At 43.8% G+C, this 20,635-nt stretch carries 16 protein-coding genes; 2 read left to right on the plus strand and 14 right to left on the minus strand.

Annotated elements, in window-relative coordinates:
- From FXV91_RS07030 to FXV91_RS07055, 6 genes are all read right to left on the minus strand, one after another.
- Positions 1-274: TCP-1/cpn60 chaperonin family protein (locus tag FXV91_RS07030; RefSeq protein WP_275948899.1), on the minus strand; the 274-nt coding region annotated here is incomplete at its 3' end.
- An 83-nt stretch (positions 275-357) separates the two neighbouring features.
- Positions 358-2,292 carry a hydantoinase/oxoprolinase family protein gene (locus FXV91_RS07035; protein ID WP_229389859.1) on the minus strand — a complete coding sequence of 645 codons (1,935 nt, stop codon included), beginning with the start codon at positions 2,290-2,292 and terminating at the stop codon, positions 358-360.
- Positions 2,293-2,912: 620 nt separating this feature from the next.
- A complete protein-coding gene (locus tag FXV91_RS07040) occupies positions 2,913-4,817 on the minus strand; it encodes a methyltransferase cognate corrinoid protein (protein ID WP_229389861.1) in 1,905 nt (634 codons plus the stop codon).
- A gap of 654 nt (positions 4,818-5,471) precedes the next feature.
- A complete protein-coding gene (locus FXV91_RS07045) occupies positions 5,472-6,260 on the minus strand; it encodes a winged helix-turn-helix domain-containing protein (protein WP_229389863.1) in 789 nt (262 codons plus the stop codon).
- Positions 6,261-6,333: 73 nt separating this feature from the next.
- Complete coding sequence (locus FXV91_RS07050) at positions 6,334-8,478, minus strand: GAF domain-containing protein (protein WP_229389865.1); 2,145 nt, start codon at positions 8,476-8,478, stop codon at positions 6,334-6,336.
- Between the two features lie 105 nt (positions 8,479-8,583).
- Positions 8,584-9,231 (minus strand): PAS domain-containing protein, encoded by a 648-nt coding sequence (locus tag FXV91_RS07055; RefSeq protein ID WP_229389868.1) that lies wholly within the window; start codon positions 9,229-9,231, stop codon positions 8,584-8,586.
- Positions 9,232-9,910: 679 nt separating this feature from the next.
- On the opposite strand from FXV91_RS07055, the gene FXV91_RS07060 reads away from it, so the two are divergent.
- A complete protein-coding gene (locus tag FXV91_RS07060; RefSeq protein ID WP_322225609.1) occupies positions 9,911-10,915 on the plus strand; it encodes a phosphate uptake regulator PhoU in 1,005 nt (334 codons plus the stop codon).
- Between the two features lie 212 nt (positions 10,916-11,127).
- Here FXV91_RS07060 and FXV91_RS07065 read toward each other — a convergent pair whose 3' ends face one another.
- Genes FXV91_RS07065 through FXV91_RS07075 form a run of 3 tightly spaced genes read right to left on the minus strand, consistent with a single transcriptional unit; the run spans position 11,128 to position 13,265 of the window.
- Positions 11,128-11,445: a hypothetical protein gene (locus FXV91_RS07065; RefSeq protein WP_229389872.1), complete on the minus strand. Its 318-nt coding sequence runs from the start codon at positions 11,443-11,445 to the stop codon at positions 11,128-11,130.
- Entirely contained in the window at positions 11,426-12,454 is a 1,029-nt protein-coding gene (locus FXV91_RS07070; RefSeq protein ID WP_229389874.1) for a hypothetical protein, read from the minus strand. Before FXV91_RS07070 ends, FXV91_RS07065 begins: the two co-directional genes overlap by 20 nt.
- Before the next feature lie 16 nt (positions 12,455-12,470).
- Positions 12,471-13,265 (minus strand): hypothetical protein, encoded by a 795-nt coding sequence (locus tag FXV91_RS07075; protein ID WP_229389876.1) that lies wholly within the window; start codon positions 13,263-13,265, stop codon positions 12,471-12,473.
- Positions 13,266-13,869: 604 nt separating this feature from the next.
- Between FXV91_RS07075 and FXV91_RS07080 the strand changes: the two genes are divergently transcribed.
- Positions 13,870-14,133, plus strand: a complete 264-nt coding sequence (locus tag FXV91_RS07080; RefSeq protein ID WP_255679977.1) for a transposase — start codon at positions 13,870-13,872, stop codon at positions 14,131-14,133.
- Positions 14,134-14,782: 649 nt separating this feature from the next.
- Here the strand turns inward: FXV91_RS07080 and FXV91_RS07085 are convergent.
- From FXV91_RS07085 to FXV91_RS07105, 5 genes are read right to left on the minus strand one after another with little or no spacing between them, the layout of a single operon-like run.
- Complete coding sequence (locus FXV91_RS07085) at positions 14,783-15,508, minus strand: ABC transporter permease (RefSeq protein ID WP_229389878.1); 726 nt, start codon at positions 15,506-15,508, stop codon at positions 14,783-14,785.
- Positions 15,508-16,275, minus strand: coding sequence for an ATP-binding cassette domain-containing protein (locus tag FXV91_RS07090; protein WP_229389880.1), 768 nt, complete (start codon positions 16,273-16,275; stop codon positions 15,508-15,510). Before FXV91_RS07090 ends, FXV91_RS07085 begins: the two co-directional genes overlap by 1 nt.
- A complete protein-coding gene (locus FXV91_RS07095; RefSeq protein WP_229389882.1) occupies positions 16,272-17,165 on the minus strand; it encodes an energy-coupling factor transporter transmembrane component T in 894 nt (297 codons plus the stop codon). Before FXV91_RS07095 ends, FXV91_RS07090 begins: the two co-directional genes overlap by 4 nt.
- Before the next feature lie 25 nt (positions 17,166-17,190).
- Complete coding sequence (locus FXV91_RS07100) at positions 17,191-18,999, minus strand: energy-coupling factor transporter ATPase (RefSeq protein ID WP_229389884.1); 1,809 nt, start codon at positions 18,997-18,999, stop codon at positions 17,191-17,193.
- Positions 19,000-19,047: 48 nt separating this feature from the next.
- Positions 19,048-20,622 carry an MptD family putative ECF transporter S component gene (locus FXV91_RS07105; protein WP_229389886.1) on the minus strand — a complete coding sequence of 525 codons (1,575 nt, stop codon included), beginning with the start codon at positions 20,620-20,622 and terminating at the stop codon, positions 19,048-19,050.
- Positions 20,623-20,635 lie beyond the last annotated feature (13 nt).

The following is a 20,635-nucleotide window of genomic DNA, read 5'->3' on the forward strand; positions in this document are numbered from 1 at the left end:
GTACATCTATTTCTTTTAAGATGACTTTCCCGTCGCTCGTAACGAAAATATCCCCCACGGGGTTTACTATTATCTTGTTCATCCCTTTYGGCCCCAGGGATGAACCAAGCAGCTCGTCAATCTCTATGGCTGCCCTTTCAAGCTGGTCTATGAGCCCTTCTTCTTTTACCGGCTCGTCAATCTGGATCTTATCTCTTATCGTCCGTGCCAGTTTTGCCATCCCGTCCTGGCTCTCCAATCTCGTACTGTTTGGTGTTTTTAGTTCGCTTGCCATGTTTTTCCCCTTTTGCTGCGGTTCCTGCCGTTTAAACCTCTTGCTTTTTAGACATGCTGAACGTTGCCGTTTCTACACGTTATTTATGCCAGTTTTCCGGTTGTTCCTACACCGACTCCGACCAGACGGGTTTCCAGAGGGGCTTTTCCCCTACTTCCCACATCATTTTGTTTGAGGTCGAATTCTACATTTTCCATTTCAAGCCCGTACCCATCCATGTATTCCAGAATCAGTCTGTGGCTGAGCTTAAGCCCGTAGTCCAGGGCTTCTCCATAATCTTCAAAGACCTCTTTTCCAAGCCTGGAGAATACAGAATATTCTGCTTTCCCTGCTGCTGAAGGGCGGATAAGGACCTCTGTCCTGTGGACTACTTTTCCTACAAGGGCGCCCACGGCATTTCCGACTTCATGGAAAGCAGGAATCCTTATGTCTGCATCCACAGTCTCATTCAGTTCTTTCAGATACGCCCTTACAGGTGCGCCTACCAGCACTACAGGGACCTTTATGCGGAATTTCAGGAAATTTTCTTTTACCAGAAGCTTTTCAATATCCTCTTTTTTCAGGTCCTCTGCAAAGAAGGAAATCAGTTCGAGAGTAAGTTTTCTTACGACTTCAGCCTTAACCTGGGCTGAAAAATCCTCTGCCCCTTTTTTGAGGGTCTTTCCAAGAACTTTTGCTCCTATAAAGGAAGCCCTTCCGTCCCATCTTGCGTATTCTCCAAGCACGTGCAGGGCGTCGGTTGGGGTAAACCCTATCTGACTGACGTGCCTTTTTCGGATGAGGCTTTTCAGAGTCCCTGCAAACATAAGCGGGTGTTTGCCTGTCCTCTCAGAGAGCTCCGATATCGAGAGGGGTTCTGTTCCCAGATGTTCGATAATTGCTCTCTCATCTTCTTCGAGATCCCCACTGAGAAGTTCAGGAGAGTTTATCCCGCTCCTTATGAAAAATGAGGTTGGCTGTATGATTTCATCCATTATGCGTTCGTTTGGGGCATCATCTTCCTCCAATTTCTTTAGAAGACCCGGGAACTCTGATGCTGCAAGACAGAGTGGAATAACCCTTGATGGCCCCAGATATGTTTTTCTTCTGATCCAGACCAGGCTATCTCCTCCGAGAGCTGAGGTCTCCATCCTGATCGCTTTTACCATGGTTTTCCAGCCCCCAACTCGTGCTCCCGAATCACTTATATCCGGTATGCCTCCGGAAATCATGGCAATATCAGTACTTGTGCCTCCAACATCCACAGTTGCACAGGTATCCAGGCATGTGAGGTGTGCAGCTCCTACAAGGCTTGCTGCGGGTCCGGAAAAGATTGATTCCACAGGTTTTTGCAGGGCTTCTTCTATGCGGACCAGGGACCCGTCACACTTCATCATCATCAGGGTTGCCTTTATCTCTTTTTCTTCCATTACTGTCTGGACGGATTTAATAAACTGTTTGCTTACAGGAATCAGTTCAGCGTTCAGGAGAGCTGTCACAGCCCTTTCGTAAGCCCCCAGGCTCATGGAAAGCTCGTGCCCGCAGACAACCGGCATGTCCGTTATTTCCTGAATTACTTCCTTTACCTTAAGCTCATGTTCCGGGTTCCTGACTCCGAAATAACCGGAGACTGCAAAAGCAGCCACTTTATTCTTTACCTGCCTGACAAACTCCCTGATTGTTTCCAGGTCTTCAAGGGGGGCAATTTCGTTCCCGTCCGAATCGTGCCCTCCTCCGATTGATATCACATAGCGACTGGCAAGTTTTTTGGGGATTGTATGCCCTATGAGGATTAGCCCTGCAGGATAGCCTTTGCCCTCAAGCGTAGTATTGGTGGCAAGGGTTGTAGAAACAGAAACGAATTTTATCCTTTTCAGATATCCCGGGTCCAGCCCTTCAATGGAATTCTTTATTCCCCTTATTAGGTCAGGATAAGTTGTAAGCGCTTTATTTGACTCAATCACATTTCCATTTGACATATCCATAATAGCGGCATCGGTATATGTCCCTCCAGTATCAATTCCCAGTCCCAGATACATTACATTCCTCCTCTGCAACTTCTATGGCTGATGTTCTCTCACCTGCTTCGGTCTCTGTCTCTAACATTTCTACAGCCTACCTTACTTCTGCCCACTTTACCTCTGCTTTCTCCCAATTCTGAGAGCCCAACATTTTTTCAAAGGCAAAACCCTTTTTAAAAAAAGATCTTATAATTTTTACTTTGCGGCTTTTATAATGGAGAGGGGCGGAGAAGACAAAGTCATATTAAATCCGCCCTTCAGGCTCTCTTTTTTTTGCTGCCTTTATAGTTAGTCCATCTCTTTTTTGTCCCACTTTTCATTTTTAGTCCCATTTTTCATCTTTATGGATTACATGCTGCTTTTAGTTTTTCTAAATGGAGGTTTCCCGCTTGTTCTTTACATAAAATAATGCGGTCTTCTGCTGATGCTCTGGAGCTCAGGAGCTAGATCAACTCCTGTATGGAGGTTAGAAAACGGTGAAAATGGTTTTTACTTTCTGTGGGTGTTTTTCTGTTTTTCCAAACTTTTAAAGGCCTTATGGAGATTTTTTTATTTGAGGCTCTGAACGCTATTGTTAAGTATTTGATCTTGATTTTAAATCGAAATGGGGAGAGGTTATTCACCTCATTAAAGAGAATTTACCCCATTATCTTTTTCTGGAGTTCTGGACCGAACTCTTTTACTGTATTTACCATTGCCTGCACGGTGGTCAGCGGACCTCCGGGTGGGACTTCACAGCCAGTAGACAGGATATACTTGGACTGCAAGCCGTTCTCCTTGAGCACAGGTATCGCGTTTTCCAGCAGGGTTTTTGTGTCATCCCTGACCTTCTGCACACCTGCTGCAGAGCCGTCCATAAATTCAACAGGGTTTACTTCTCCCATCATGCAGCACATATCTCCGTATTTGGGGATGAGGTCTGCATAGTTCTGGGACCCCTTGTCCCTGGACTTCTCATAGTAGGCGTAGCTGTAAAGCGAAGTGCCAAACTTCTTGATCTGGGTCTCAAAGTGCACAGCATCAGCGCAGTTGTGGATGATATACGGCTGATTGTACTGCTTGAATAGCGGGATGTGCTGGTCATAGACAAACTTCCCATCGAATTTCCAGTAGTCCTGCTCGCTCATAATAACGTTGTTTGACCAGAGGTTGTCAATACAGAGAGCATCACAGGCACCTTCGCTGAAAAAGAGTTCGGTGAGCTGGCAAATGTAATCAGTACACTTCTGGACAGCTTCAAGGACAACATCAGGCTGGGTCTTCATGTCCATCAGGATGCGGTCTGCCCCCATCAGCTGGGTAAGGGTGAGCAGGGGACCTTCGTGGAAGCCGATAAAAGGAGTGTTGAGCTCTTTGTTGATTTTTTCCTTTGCCATCTTTGAAGCCATAACCAGTTCATAGCCACGGGTTCCTTTCTTGAGCTCAGGGACTTCAATCTTCTCATAGTCCTTGATGTGCCCTTCGGAGGACGGGGTATCGTCTTCAGGATATTTGATCTTACATCCGAAGTCCGCAGATGTAGCTGAAAGGTCGGCAAGGCCCACAAACATGTCAAGGTCAAGGTACTTGCAACCGAGGAAAGCGCTCTCTGTGAAAGCTTCTGCTTTTGTGGCATAGTCCCTGTAGTTAACCCCTGCAAATTTTCTGAGGACACCGCAGGCAAGAGGATAGACAGGCAGGCGGTCGACCTTCTTGTCGGACATGGCGGATACCGTCCTGTCAATGTGGGTCATTTCCTCCTTGCTCTTCACACCAATGCTCTCGAACTCTTCTTTGATTTTGCTGGCAGTTTCAAGTCCGATATCCACTTTGTCGGAAACTGTCTTCTTTGCAAGGATCTCTCTGTACTTAATCTTCCCGAGGTTAATCTTCTCTTCACTCCACCTTGCAGCTTTGGGGTCGAGCTCCTTTACGGCTTCAGATGCCCAGGCGCTTGCGTGCATTGCATCAGGGTGGGTTGAATCAGCCCCAATTCCGGAGGCATATTCTTCGGAAACAGGAGCTCCACCAATCATGATTTTTATGGAGTCACGTATGCCTTCTTCCTGAAGAATTTCAATGACTTTTTCCATATTGGTCATGGTTGTGGTCATCAGTGCGCTCATGGAAATAAGGTCAGCTTCGTGCTCTTTTGCGGTTTCGACAAACTTTTCTATGGGCACATCTGCACCAAGGTCGATCATCTTAAATCCGCCTGCACTGAGCATGGTCTTTACCAGGTTCTTGCCTATGTCGTGTACATCTCCTTCAATGGTCCCTATGACTCCGACAGCCTGCAGGGCTCCCTCTTCCTTTGTCATTTCAGGGGAGAGGATATCCATGCCCGCGTACATTGCACCTGAAGCCAGGAGCAGGTGAGGTACAAAGGCTTCGCCTTTCTCATACTGGTCACTGACAATTGCCATCCCTCTTGCCAGCCCATTGACGATTGCGTCGTAGGGGTCAACGCCCTCGTTAAGTGCCTTCTGTGCCAGTTCTTCTGCAAGATCGTCGTCTCCGTCGACGACAGCTTCCGCTAATTGGTTTAAAATATCTGCTGCCATAAAAAACGCTTCCTCCATTTTTACAGGTATTTCCTGGTTAACAGTTAGTAGCTCAATTTAGCTCAATTAAGGCTCATTGCTCAGTAAGCCTCTGTATGACTGTTAACTTCCGATCATACATTAATTGCAAAACATATAACATAAACGCAGAGATTTGATTAACGCAGTTAACATCTCTTCTGATGCTTAATTCTGCTTATTCTACTGATTTTATAAATTCCCCTGATCCAGTAATATTTACTGATATTGTTAACCCTCATGATCTCGTTGTTTAGCCCAATCTTACGAATCGGCCTGATTTTACAGGATACTTCTATTCTATAAGAGGGTTTAATCTGATCAAAGCCTTTGATCACACAGGGGACTGATCAGCCGGGATATATGGGAAAGCAGTGAACTTTCTCAAGATGTGAGCTGCCGAAATTATCCAAAATCATGGCAAATTAAAAAAGTAAAAACAGAGAAACTTCTTTTTCATGTACTGGTATTTAAGTAGAAATTGCAGATGGTAAAGTGGATTGAAAAGGGGAGGCTGGAGATAATCGGTTTCGATCCACTCGCATTATATTCTGGAATGTTGTATTTCCTCATGGAATATTTTATCTCTTCATGTCCTTTACAGTTTAATTTCCTGATGAAGCTTTCAACTCTTCCTCATTCGATTTCCTTTATTTCCTTTGAGTTTTTCATGTAATGCAAAAAGAGGTCTTCTCCCCATTTCAGGGCTGTTTTTTCCATGCTCAGCATTGCATGATTGTGGTATATCCCGTTTCTATAAAAGAGGGAGAGAGCTAGAAAATGGTCCGTTACTACACTTGATGCCACCTTTACAGGGCAGTCACAGACAAAGATTTTCGCATTATCTCTGTCCAGATATTCCCTGAGGGATACGCTATATTCTTTTTTCAGTCTTTCAAATACTGGCTTTGTGATTATCAGAGATACGTCAGTTCCTTTTTTCACGAGCTCAACATAGGTTGACGGGTAGGCAGGGTTAAAATAAGAGGAAACTTCCATAACATGGGTTGACCTGCTCAGTTTTTCTTCTATTTTCTGGGGGATTTCATACATCCGATCAAGGTCGGGCTCAATGAATTCACAGTGCCCGAGGTCATCTATTCGGTCCAGAAGGTTGACAGGGATTGCACTAATATTATGGTTCTCCCAGTAGTCCATATTCTCTGAAAACACTCCAAGGGTGTTAAGAAGAGGCCTCATTTTCTTGACTACTACCTTCCCGATATCCGAGAGTTTGTAAAGGTCATCCTCATGAGTAATAAGCCCCTGGCTGATGAGGATTTTGATCTGGGTCATGATCGCACTTGAAGTCACATTCAGTATGTTTTTTATCTCGTCAATGTTTCGGGGCTCTTCCATCAGCAGTAAAAGAAGGTCTTTCCTTTTGTCCGAGAGAAAAAGAGTGCCCAGTAGTTCCAGTTTCATCGTAAATCTCCAGCCACTTCACTTAAACATTTTTCAATTTTAGTTCTTAGCTCTTTTAATCCACATTTCCGATTCAATAATTCTTTTTTGGAAGCCTTACATGCATCGTGGTTCCCGAACCTTCCTCGCTTTCTACCCAGATTTCCCCTTCATGAGCGTTGACAATGTTTTTACAGATATAGAACCCTGATTCAAGTCCCTGGTACCTGCGGGTCATGGAATCGTCAACCTGGTAGATCCTGTGGAAAAGGTGAGGGATCAGCCTTTTATGGATACCTGTCCCGCTGTCTTTTACGGTTATGTGGATATTGCCTTCTTCCTCTGCAGCTTTTACTTCCAGTGTCCCGCCGTGAGGCGTAAACTTGATTGCATTGCCCATGAGAGTAGTGAACAGATCTGTCAGTTTCTGTTTATCACCCCGGATTGGTTGCAGGTTTGCAGGCAGTTCCTTCTCGACTTTCAGTTCTTTTTCATCTATCAGGAGTATCAGGTTAAGGTACACATCCGAAAGTATCTTTTTTATCTCGACTTCGGCAAAAGAGTATTCGATCTTTCCTGCCTGTTCAAGACTCAGGTAGAGCAGGGAATCTACCATTTGTTTCAGCCTCTCCGAACTGTTAATTACTGCATCTATAGCTTTCTGCTGCTGGTCTTCGATGGTTTCCAGGGTCTCGAAATCCATAAGGTCACTGTAATTTACTTTTATCTGAGGCAGGCTTTCAGCCATAAATTCCGCTTTTATCCGGTTAAGGGACCTGAGTTCATCATTAGTTTTAGAGACGTCTTCAGAGTGAGCTTTAAGAGCATCTTCAAGCTGCTTTCTCTGGATGAGCTGCCACATACCCTGCATGAGAAGGGTCAGCTGGCGTAAGTCCGATTCGTCATAAGGCTCGTCCTTATTTCCCACACCTGCAACTGCAACTATCCTATCCCCGTCAAATACAGGCACGTTTACATGGCGGGTAAGGTGAACATGGTCTTTTGGATACCCTTTTTTCAGGGAACTGGGAGCCGTATAATCGTTCGTGATAATGGGTTTACGCTGCCGGATTGCCTCTCCCCAGAGCCCTGTTGTTTTCACGGGATAAATAAAGCGCTTGTCTTCGATTGCACATTCTTCCATTGCGCTCTTTGACCAGGAATGCATGATCAGGGAGGTCTCATAGGCGTCCATAAACGCAAGGTACCCGAGTTTGCTGCCTGTAAGTCTGACCGCTTCTTCCCGGGCAAAGTCTGTTATTTCTTTTAAAGAGGCTCCTGTCATCCGGTTTAGCTTTACAAGGGCTTCGAGCCGGGCTTCATTAAGTTTCTGTGCTGCTTCGGCTTTCTTGCGTTCAGTAATGTCTCTGGCAACCGAAAGGATCGTTTTCTTCCCTTCGTAATTAATGATCCTGGCACTGACTTCAAGGGGGACAACTGTGCCGTCCTTGCAGATTGCTCCTGCTGCGTAAACCCTTGATCCCTCACTCTGAATCTTTTTAAGGTTCTCGCGGACAGAGTCCCAGTATTCAGCAGGGATAATCTCTTCGGCTTCCATTTTCAGGATCTCTTCTTTATCATATCCCAGCCGGTTTTCAACTGCCTGGTTTACATCCATGTAGCTTTTTCCTTCAGGTTCGCGGATATATAGCTGGTCATTGATATTATTGAAAATTGTCCTGAACTTATGCTCGGACTCCCGCAGGGTCTCTTCTGCCAGTTTATGTTCTACCGCTATCGCTGCCAGCTGGGCATTTGTTCTCATAAAATCCAGATCCTCTTTCTCTGGCCTGTGCGCCTCGCCGTAGTACATGGAAATAACCCCAAGGACTTCTCCAAAGGATGAAATTATGGGTTCTGACCAGCAGGCTTTCAGCCCTGCCTCAGCTGCAAGTTCCCTGTATTCTGTCCAGTAAGGGTGTTCCATTACATTATCCACGGTCACCCTTTTTTTCAAGAAGGCTGCGGTTCCGAACGAAGTCGCTCCAAAGCCTACCTCAATCCCGTCAGTCTTCTGCCTGTAAAACTCCGGAAACCCTGGAGCAACGCAGTAAAAGAGATGTTTTTTCTCCCGGTCAAGCAGCATTACCGAGCATATGGAACCTGGTCTGATCTTTTCCATATTCCGAATAAGAAGGAGAAACACTTCTTCTAATGGAGCTCCGGAAGCTAGTTGACCGAGTACCATATTCTGTCCTTTAACCATTTCTTCAGCCAGTTTGCGCTCGGTTATATCCACGATTATGCCCTGGTAGTAAGTGATTTCTCCTTCTTTGTTTCTTCTGATAAGGGTCCTGTCATCGATATATCTTATCTTCCCTGACTTCGTAAGGACCCGATATTCCTAGGTACATTCAGTATATCCGTTTCTGGAAAACTTTTCAACTTCAGTGCGAATTCTTTCCCTGTCCCCGGGATGGATAAGATCTGTGTACAGCATTCTCCTTGAGGTGAAATCTTCCGGGGTATAGCCAAGCTTTGTAATGTTTTCAGAAACGAATTCAACAGGCCAGCCCTCTTCAGGCCTGCATAAAAATACGAACACAGGGCTGCTGTTTATAACATTTTTCAATTCATTCTTCTTTTTCAGAGCTTTTTGCATCGATTCCTCAGCTTTTTTACGCTGCGTAGCGTCGCAGAGAGTGCCCTGATAATGGCTAACTTTTCCATCCTCATCTCTTCTGACAAGAACTTTCACTTCACTCCACCGTGTTTCTCCTGAAGCTGTCAGTATTCTGTACTCCTGTGTCAGCTCAGTGCACCCCTTCTCCGAGAATTCGGCAACCTCCGATTTTACTCTTTCAACATCCTCAGGATGGACAATATCGAGATACCGGATATTTCCTGAGATGAAGTCTTCAACTGCATATCCGAACTGCCAGATATTTTCCGTGATAAGTTCCACAGGCCAGCTCTCAGTTGATTTGCACAAAAAAATGACTATAGGGCTGCTGTTTATAAGCGATTCCAGATTTATATCGAATTGTTTCATCGTCCAATACCTTTGTTTTAATTATATGGGTTGCCCATTTCCATGAACAATATGCTTGAACTGCTTATTATGTTCAGGGCGCAGGGAACAAATTTCTATATAATCAACTGGTTTTGAGCTACTGTAACGTTGAGAAACGGGCTATACGCAAAAATGCTTTAAGGCGATTTTTTACTTCCATATCTAGTGCCATGAGGATTTTCGGTTTAAGGACTTAGAAGCTAACTATATGTAAAAAGCTGAATTCTTTTCAAATAAAATAGAATTACTGGCTTATTTATTTTTTTATTTTTTTATTTTTTATTTATCTTTTTATCAATTTATATTGCAAAAGTGTAAAGATGGACAACCTGGTTTTCTTTCCAGAAGTTTTACTTCGTGTGAGGATATCTTAACAGCCTCTACTTTTCGAGATAAGGCTTTTTCAGTCATCAGTAAAGAAAGTTTATAAAAAGAGGTATTTCTTTATAAACTTCGTTTTATATACAATTTGTATATAATATCTTAAGTAATTCTATGTTTTTCTATGATTCATCCTCGCCCCTATATACTATACTTAGACGACAAAATCATGGATTATTTTTTATTTTGGTCTTCAACTTTCAGGATACCTTTATATATTAATATCGTCTATATAGATCTTTTAATATTCATTAGTATCTCCTCAGGGGGCTTATTTATTACCAAGGATAAAAGAAAAGTCCAGTTTACCGGAAATTCTACCTATATTGTGTCTCTTCCCATAAAATGGGTCAGGGATATAGGGCTTGAGGCCGGGGACACACTTACTCTTACTCCCATGCCTAACAAAACGCTGCTTGTCTCCTCCAGTGCGGTTTCGAAAGATCATTCTGCCCTTAAAGCAACTATAGATTATCTTCACTCCGACAGTGCGGAAAACAACTTAAGGATCCTTATTTCTCATTATCTTGTAGGTTATGATGTAATCAGGCTGACTACCAAAAAAGGTTTCAGTGCCTATGACCGCAAGTTTATAAAAGATTCTGTGCGCCAGAAACTTATAGGTCTGGAACTTGTGGAAGAATCGCGTAATGAACTTGTTTTCCAGTGCCTCCTGAACTATAACGACTTGCCTCTCGGCCGTGTAATCAAAAACATGTATGGGCTCGTCCTCTCAATGCTTGAAGATTCCATGACTGCCCTTAGGGACCATAATGTGGAAATCGCCGAGGATGTCATCCAGAGGGATGATGACGTGGACCGTTTTTACCTTCTTGCAGTCCGTCAGCTCAAGGCCTCAATTGAGGATATCGAACTCTCAGAAAAGATCGGAATCAGGCATCCACGGGAATGTCTCGGGTACAGGCTTATTACCAAGAGCATCGAGCGCGTAGGAGACCATGCAGTAAGGATCGCCAGGAACGTCCTTAAAATGGACTCCGGAATCAGTACTGATGACCCGATTTTCAAGATGGCTGAACTCTCTCAGAAAGTTTTCGAGAGTTCAATATATTCAATGCAGGAAGAGGACCTGCAGGCTATAAACAAAATTGTTGTCGAAGCCAAAAAGGTTTCCCAGTTCGGAGTTTCTCTCGAAACAAAGGGTGGAGACGACTCTGGCAACATCGAGCTTAGCATGATCCTTGAGAGCCTGCGAAGGGTTTCGGAATACAGCGCCGATATCGCAGAAGTTGCCCTCAACATGAACATAAAGCAGGTCTGAACCGAAAGGTTCCTATCCTGTTCCCTTTCATTTTTTATACTCTATATTTGCCTGATTTTTCCCGATTTTTTAATTTTTGTGCTTCCACAATATCCGGTTGGTATTATTGGACTTACGCATTAAACTAAAAAATCAACAGTATTAACCCTTCTAAACAGTATTAACCCTTCTATTATCTAAAAAAGGGATTTAGTCCCTCTAAAAGGCTATGGTTAACGTTTATTTGGAAAAAGGAACTTGACCATACAAATCCCTATAATCAGGACTAGCAAACTAAAGAGAGCCTGCATAAGTGCCTGGTACTTTGGATGGAAAAGGGCAATTATCGCCTCCTGCATATTGAAAAAAAAAGAAAACAATGCGATGAAAATAAGAGCCAAAAGAACAATCAGCACAGCTGCATTTACAAGTTTTTTAAATGATATATCATTATTTTCCAGTGTATGACCTGTCCCGGGCATTCGGACCTCCACAGAATGATGATCCGTATTTTTTTCCTCGATGTAGGGACTATCTTCTTTTCCGACCATTTAATCCCTCTTTTCCATTCTTTTTACTCTCAAGGTCCCCTTTTTTCATTATAATAACTGCAGCCAGCAAGAGAACCACACACATGACCAAACCCTCAAAACCGGGAGTCGGATCCTCGGAACTGGAAGTTCCTTCTTCGATCGGGGATTCAACAGGAGTGCCTTCTTCCACAAGTGGGTAATTTTTGGTAACACTCCGCTCTATCTTATCCATTTTTACTGTCTCAGTGACTTCGGAAGTGATAATTTCCCTACCATTTTCTTCCACAGTAACCGAAAATGTATATTCCGCTCTTCTTGGGAGTACAAAGCGCACATGCCCTCTAAGCTGGCTTGAACCTTTGACAATCCCGAGTTCGTCACTTTCAGTATATGCGGTGTACGCATCTGTTTTTGCAGTGACTACCATGGTCAGAGCTTTGGAATCTCCTCCCTGGTTATAAACCCCGGGAGATATATCCACCACAACCTTTGTGTCCCTATCAGTGAACTGGGTAATTACAAGGTTCATATTGGTGAGCAGGATATCAGCCGGCTGGTCAGCGGAGGAGTTCGCTTTTATGGTGACAGACCTGCTCCAGGAATCAAGGAGCTGACCCTCCTCGAAAAGCTGGGTCTCCACTTCATAATTCCCTGGGTTTATAACCCCCAGCGACAAACTATTGTAAGCAAGAGATTGGGCTTTGACGTAACCCATATCCATATCTCTTTCTGCAACAATCAGCTGGGTCTCCTGATCAATGATCTTTACTTTAATAGAAAGCATAGAACTGTCAGTGTTCTGGTCATTGCGGATATAAGGAGTGGCTGTCAGAAGGGTGCCCTGGCCCTGGGGAGCGGACATTACATCCACATTCTGGATGAAAACTTCATCATATTCCCTGAAAACGTCTCCTGACCTCTCAGAGCATCCAGTAGAGAGGATCAAAACCAGTGAAATGCTGATTAGAAATCCACTGAAAAATAAAAGAGGAGATTTGTTAGGTTTTATATGAAACCCGAATCTCATGAAAACCAGATCCTGATTATAGTTTTACTTTAAGTACAAGGGTCTGGGAATCAAGAAGATAATCCCCTTTCATCAGATTTACATACACATCAGTTTCCCCATTGGGAGCATCTTTTAGAATAGGAAGCGTCACACCCCGTGTATAGGAAGTTCCTCCCTTTGCCATAGCCTCGGTAATATTAACGCTCGCATTGTTCCCAATTAGCTTGTTTTCGATGTCTACCAGCACGTACATTGATCCGTTGGATATGGTCGTCTGTCCGCTGTTTTTTACAGAAAATTTCACTGTGACATTTCCGCCCTTCTCAGTTTCCCATGCAGAAACAGGGGGAGATGCACGCAGCTTGTCCATGCTTTCGGCAAAGCCGACGAACTGAAGTTTCGCATCAGGCAATACAATGGTCTGTACAGGCATAACCTTCGTCTTGATTATGGTTTTTTCCTCTTTATCGATACCCGAAGCATATGATAAGGTCAACATCGAGGTATCTTCAACCCCATCAAACGAAGGAGCCATAACCCTGAAACTTACAGTGGCCTTGTTGCCAGGAGGAATATTCACCTGTGAACTTGGCTCTACAATTGTAAATAGATCAAATGAACTTACAGACACCGAGTCAATTGCCTGGGTGCTGTTATTATTCAATACATTCACGGAAATATCCTGCTCAGTAAACTCCTTGATTACCAGGGGTTCTATGCTCACAGCTAGCTCTTCCGGACTGACTGGTGAGCTTGTCTTTATCGTCGATGCACAGCCAGATATAAAGATCACTGAAATAAGTAGCATCAAAGCCAGTAACTTCTTCATATTAGTACCCTCCCCGAATTTCAAATCTGAGTATTGTCCTGTAACCACTGGGCAAAAGTGTAGAGAGTTTAATAATCTATCACCCAAAAATAAAATTACCTGAACATACACAGTAAATCGAAGATTCGGTTCGCAATCTTTCTATCTATAAAATCCACGTATGTGAATATAATCTTTACTATCTGTAGTCGGCAATGAATTCATTTGCATATATGCGCATAAAAACTTTCATTATTCTATTTATATCCTAAAATACTTCTATGGATATATAAAAATTATATTATTTTTTCGCATGACTCTTTGTTTTGAGGATGTATTCTCCACATTTATTCCTCTTGACTAATAACTTTCATGGTTATAAAATGAAAATCTAAGGGATATAGTTCTGAAAGTAAGATCTTCTAAAAACGTTGACTATAATTTCTAAGAAAAAGAGTAAGTGTTGCACGAGCTATTGGGCATGGTAAAGACACAATTTTCAGATGTGTTGGAGGTTAATAATGGTGTAATAAAACCATTAAAGTAGTTACAATGTATTTCCTCGGAGATATTTATCTTATAAAATACAGGTTGATTAGATCTGGTCATATCTAAAAATCACAATCTGGCTAAACACATTCTTGATGCTGCCTGGAGTAAACTTGTAACTTATACTTCCTACAAAGCTGAAAACGCTGGTAGAAAACTAGTTCTTGTAAATCCTAAGAATACCTCTAAGATGTGTTCAAGTTGTGGTATGCTGGTAGAAAAAGACCTGTCAGAAAGAACTCATAATTGTCCTTTCTGCGGTCTATCTATCAACCGTGATCTTAATGCTTCTATTAACATTCTCAGACTGGGATTGCAGTCTGTTCGTAAAAACCGATAGATGCCCCTCATTTTAATGAAAGGAGCAGTCACTATGACTTAATGTCCTTCTATGCTTCAATAAGTTATCTTATATAGCGTACTTAGACAAAGTTGTCAGCGTTTATTTCTAACTTTAGCGTCCTACTTTCTAGTTACCCTGGCATCTCTTTTGTCTATATAGATTTTATTAGATTTATTAGCATCTCCTCAGGGATTTATTTCTTATCAGGGATAAAAGAAAAGTCCAGTTTACCGGAAATTCTACCTCTATCTTGTTCCTTCCCATGAAATTTGTTCCTTCCCATGAAATTTGTTCCTTCCCATGAAATTTGTTCCTTCCCATGAAATGAGTTAGGGATAAGGGCTTGAGAATCCCATAACTGCTTTTCGGGATCACTCCTTTTTGTTTCGCACGGGAGGACCATCTTTTGTGCAAAAATAACTTTTATCCTTTTTTATTCTATTCAAGAGCTTACTATGACATTTGTTCTCTTTCAAGGTTATGTTATAGTGTGTATTTCTCGCTTCGCTCAATAAGACTATTTAAATAAAGGGCTTCCAGACAGGCTGGCTGGGGCACTTAGTGACAGTGAACTAGAACCTTTGTTGAATTAAATAACTCATTTCTCGGATCAGGTGGAGTATTTTTTTCCTATATTCGGTTTCTTTCACACAACCGCTTTCCGGAATTGATATGTCCCGAGGATGACCATGATTCCGGCTCCGGCTGCAAGTCCAAGGATTCCATATACAGGGACTGTCCCTTCAAATAGCAGTCTTGTACTGTCTATCGCATAGCTGACCGGGTTAAGCCTTGCGAGCGTCCTCAACCAGACGGGCATGACATCATAAGGCATAAGAGCACTGCTTGTGAAAAACAGAGGCATACTGATCATACTGTTTACAGCTGAATAGCTGTCATGGTCGCTTAAGTACAGCCCTATCATGGTTGAGAGGGCAGAGAAAAATACCGAAAATAGGAACAGGGTCAGATATATCAGAACTATATTTATCGGGTTCAATAACCTTACTCCAAGAAGGGTAGCCATCAGGAGGATCACGGTTGCCTGCAGCAGGCCCCTTACGCTGATAAACAGGATTTTTCCGTACAGCATACTTTCTCGCGGGGAAGGCATGGCGAGAAACTTATTTAAAAAACCCAGTATTTTATCAAAAATCATAAGAGACCCGCCCTGCAGGGAGGAAAAGAGAGTTGTCATGACAAGGATGCCAGGGGTGATAAACTCAAGATAATTATCAGTAAACTTTGTGGGCAGGGCAAGCCCGACAAATATCAGCCAGGCTGCAGGCATGACGAGTGAGGAAATGACGGTTACTTTTCCTCTCAGCCATTTTACAAGGTCCCTTTCAAAATAGTAGAATACGGCTTTCATTATCTCCGCCTCAAAAGGTTTCTAAACTGGGTTGAATTAAACCCTGCCTGCTCTTCAGGGGTTTTGACTTTTTCAAGGAAAACATCATTAAGAGAAGCATTTTTTCCTGTGGAACTTATCAGGTTTTCAGGAGAGCCAACAGCTGCGATTCTTCCTTTATCAATAATGGCAACCCTGTTGCAGTACTTTTCTGCCTCCTCAAGGTAATGGGTTGTCATGAATATGGTCATTCCGTCGGCTTTCAACATCCTGATATGCTCCCATATCTTCCTTCTGCCGCTGATGTCAAGGCCGAGAGTAGGTTCGTCCAGGAAAAGGACTTCAGGCTCGTGCACAAGCGCCTGAGCAAGTTCAAGGCGCCTTCTCATTCCTCCCGAGTATGTTTTGACAAGGTCACCTGCACGGTCAGAGAGCCCCATCATTTCAAGTACTTCCTCAACTTTTGAGCTCCTGTTCGGAACCCCATAGAGCTTTGCAAAAAGCAACACGTTTTCTCTGCCTGTGAGTTTTCGGTCCACTGCCATGTCCTGTGGGACATAGCTTATCTTTGACCTTACTTTTTTTGAGTCCCTTACAACATCATATCCGCAGACCTTTGCAGTGCCACTGCTTGGTCTTAGAAGGGTTGTAAGCATCATGACTGTCGTACTTTTGCCTGCTCCATTGGGGCCCAGGAGGCCAAAAATCTCGTTTCCGACATCAAGGTCGAGATTATCAACAGCAAGCAGGTTTCCGAAGGATCGGGATAATTTTTTTATTTCTATCACAGGTATCCCCTTGCAATGGCATAAACAGGCCTTAAACCTGAAGTATAGTAAATTCCACTTGTGTACATATTGTAAAGAAGCTTTATGATCACAATACTTATGGCAGCAAAAATACAGGCAGTGACCATTACTTTATCAAGTTCCGAAAACTTCAGTTTTTTGAGGTATGTCCTGCTCGGATTTGCCCTAAAAGCCCGGCTCTGGATAGAAACTGCAAGAGTGCCGGTCCTCCTTACGCAATTTGATAGAGTCGGGGTCAGGATATTAAGGGATGTTTTAATGATCCCTGACCCGAACCTTTTCGGATTAAAACCCCTGAGTCTCTGGACTGTTATCACGGTAGCTACTTCAGTGATTATTATTGGCAGAAACCGGACTGCTGTAACTAACATAAAAGCCACGCTGTAAGGGACCCTGAGCCCCACCAGGCCGTTTAGCATATCTCTCGAATCCGTGGTCCAGCATATCAGCAGGCCAAGGGACAGGATTGAAGCTGACCTTAAGCCCTGAATTGCACCGTGATGGAGCCCTTCCTCATATACGAACAGCCCTCCGTTTGTCAGCCAGCCCAGAACCGGAAAATCAGGCTGGATTATAGTAAAAATCACAGTCCTTGGGAGCTGGGAATAAAAAAGAGCCTGAGAATAAATAGTCCCCCAGATCAAAAGTATGAGCAGGAAAGCAAGGGTTTTGAGTTTTATTGCCGGCATCCTTGCAAGCGCAAATCCGGAAAGTATGGTCAGAAACAGCAGAAGCATGGTTTCGGGATTGTCCAGAGTTACTGCTACAAAAGCAGTGGAAATAAGGATAAGGATTTTTGCCCGCGGGTCTGTCCTGTGAACAATTGTGTCTTTAATCGTCGGTTCTGCAATTGATCTGGCACCTATCATATTATCACTTCAGGGTTCCTACAGGTCAGCATCTTATCACTTCACATTTTATCCCTTCAGAATTTATTACTTCAGAATTTATCACGTCAGAATTTATCACTTCAGAACCTCTACAGGCCAGCATTTCCACAAGTTCTGTGACTGAAAAAGCGTCCACTCCCAGATAGTTTGCGATCTCGACGACCGGGGGTTGGGTAAGGGAGGCTTTCCTGAGGATCTCAATGTTCTTTATTACCTCTCTGCCCTTTCCATCTGCTATAATCCGACCCTCGTTCATCACAAGAATTCTTGTAGCATAGAGCATTGCAATCTCAATATCATGGGTACAGAAAACAAGTGTGGAACGGTTATTTTTGAAATAATCCATCATCTGTTCTATATTCACTCTATCCTGCCCTGTTGTAGGTTCGTCAAGGAGAATGATTTCAGGATCTATTGAAAGTACCGAGGCAACGGCTGTCCTGAGCCTCTGCCCCCGGCTCAGAGATTGTGGAAGGTCCTGCTTGAGGTTTAAAATTGACATGGCTTCAAGAGAGGTCCTTGCCCTTTCCTCTATATTCTCAAACTTTAACTGAACAGGCCCAAATCTCGCCTCTTCTTCAGCTGAATCACAGAAGAGCATAAGGTCAGGGTTCTGGAATACGAACCCGACTCTGCCTGCAAAGGAATATGGGTTTTTTGACCTGGTGTCCTCCCCTAAGACCTTTACACTTCCTTTATATGGTTTAAGCATGGCTGCAAGGTTCAAAAGCAGGGTTGATTTGCCCGAGCCGTTTGTACCCATGACCGCAATCCTTTCTTCTTTATGAATTTCCAGATTTATGCATTTAAGCACCATCAGGTTTTTGTCATATCCAGACCACAGATCCCGGATAGAAATAATAGAATCATTATTTACAGAATCATTATTTACAGAATCATTATTTCCGGCAGGGCCAGCTAGTGCACTAGTATCTGCACCAATATTTTCTTCCGGGTTCGGAAGGATCCGGGGAGTTATCATATTTTCTTTAGAGTTTTTCCTGTTCAGCACTAAGAGAGCTTCCCTGGCACTGAGGGGACTTGCTCTTATTCCCAGAGCGTGACAGAGCTCAACGGGTTCAGGAACCCGAAGCCCTAGCCTGTGAAATACCTCTAGATAATCAAAAGCTTTTGAAGCAGGCTGGTCAAAGATTATTTTTCCGCCATCCATTATGACAATCCTGTCTGCAAAAGGCGCAAGCTCGTGCAGTCTGTGCTCTACCAACAGAACGGTTATCTTCAGTTTCCTGTTAAGTTCCCTCACGGTATTCAGGACTTCCTGGGTGCCCCCTGGGTCCATCTGGCTTACAGGTTCGTCCATGGCCAGGATTTCAGGCATCATCGCAAGCATGTTTGCAATGCAGATCCTCTGTTTTTGCCCTCCTGAAAGCGAATTCGTGGAGCTCAGCCTGTGTCCGGACATCCCGACCATCTGAAGGGCTTCCTCTACCTTTTTATCAATCTCTTCCCTCTCAAAGCAAAGGTTTTCAGGCCCAAAGGCTACTTCGTCCTCAACGGTTGTGGAAAAGATCTGGTCATCGGGGTTCTGGAAAACCAGGCCGACACCTCTTGAAAGCTCCATATGGTTTGAGTCTATGGTCTCAGTCCCGTTGATCCTTATGCTGCCTGAAAATATCCCTCCTGATTCATGGGGAATTATGCCGTTAAGTGTTTTCAGTAAAGTGCTCTTTCCGCAGCCTGTAGGGCCCGTCAGGAGGACGAATTCCCCTTTTTTTACTTTCAGATTAATCCCTTTTAAAGTCGGTTCCGTTCTTCCGGGATACGTGTACCACAGGTCTTTGATCTCTATCATTGTACCACCTTTATTCTGCTACTGTACCACCTTATTCTGCTGCTATCTTTATTCTGCAACTTTTTTCAGCCTGTTTCCCAGGCTTATTCCAAACCAGGCTCCTATGAAAGTGTAGAGGAAGCCATCGATCAGGATATTTGCCATAATATACCAGTCGCTGTAAAACAGCCTGTAGAGCACCATCCAGACGCTGAAAGACGCATACCCGCTGGTCATGTCGGCAATTCCGCAGACAACCCCCATCATGAACCTGTTTTCCGGGTCCGGATTTTTGCCGGTTATGCCTGCAGCATACATCATAACCTCCAGCAGTACCGCGCTCAGGGACAATGTTATGAAAGTGATCGGGGTGAAACTCCCGGTTATAAAGCCTCCAAGCAGGAACCTGACCATCATAAAAAGGCTTACAACTCCGGGTTTTGGAATAAGGACAACAAGGGAGGCAATGAGCATATAGAGAAGAATCTCATAGAAAAGCCCTGTAAACAGGAAACTGAAAGGCCCGAATAAGGCATGGGACAGCTCCCACAGGATGGTCATGGGCAGGTTTATGGCTGCAAAAGAAACGGTTCCGAAAAGGGCAATCAGCACAAGGTTGCGAGTCTTAAACTTGTCCATTATCTCCTTTGACCTTGAAAAGAAGAAGCTGACGGCGGTCAGTCCAAGTAAAGAGGAGACAAGAGTAATTATTATGGGTCCCCATTTCCTCGAGATTGCAGTTATTTTCTGGTCTTTTGTTACTGCAGCCCAGTCGCTGCCAGTGAGCTTTACCTTAACCCTCAGCAGGTACTCTCCTCTCATCGCACCCTCCGATATATAGAGAGGAATGCTTACCAGCGAACTTGAACCCGGGGTAAGGGTTAAAGTGGCATAGCACAGGGTATCTGCGTTCATTCCCATAATGGCAGGCTTAAAGGCTTTTACAGGTTCTCTGGTCTTAATGTCAAGGATCTCATAGGTGATTATAACAGGGACCGTACTGTCTCCTTTATTGGTAAGCTCCACTCCTATGAAGGTTGAAGTAAGTTCCTCCCTATCGATCCGGAGGTCTGTAACCTTCAGCAGCTTTTTGAGAGCAGGAGATGTTTCCCGGATGACCAGGCTGTTGGAAGGGTGGCTCGGGTCTCCGTATCCGTCTTCATCCGATGGTATTATGAGCCCGGATACTTCGATCTCATCTGCGATTTCCTCTTTCGAAGCGACTTTGAGCCGGGTTCTGCGCACAATGGTATGCTCGTTTCCTTCAACCTCAACAACTGCAGTTGCAGTTATGTTATATATGCCAGGGGGGAGATCAACAGGCACATAAAAATCAACGAACCTGTACCAGTCCTCATACTCGGTCTGAAGCGAAAAAGAATGGACAGGGGTATCCTGAAGTATAAAACTCTCGGGTAAATCAAGTTCCATTGTCACATTCATGTTTCCGTAATAATAACTCTCAAAAAAAACATACGCCGAGAGGTTGCTGCCTCCGACTGCAAGGCCGCTTCCCTCTACTCCATGCGGGACCTGAATCATGAATGTGGTCATATCTTCAGGTTCAAATTCCTCCTTCACCTGTGCTGCTGCAGGTTGGATTGCCAGCACCAGTACAAGGAAGAAAAAAACGATGTTTTTCATTCCGCTACCTTTT

It is taken from the genome of Methanosarcina sp. DH2 (assembly GCF_020804225.1).
In the GTDB taxonomy this organism is placed as follows: Archaea; Halobacteriota; Methanosarcinia; order Methanosarcinales; family Methanosarcinaceae; genus Methanosarcina.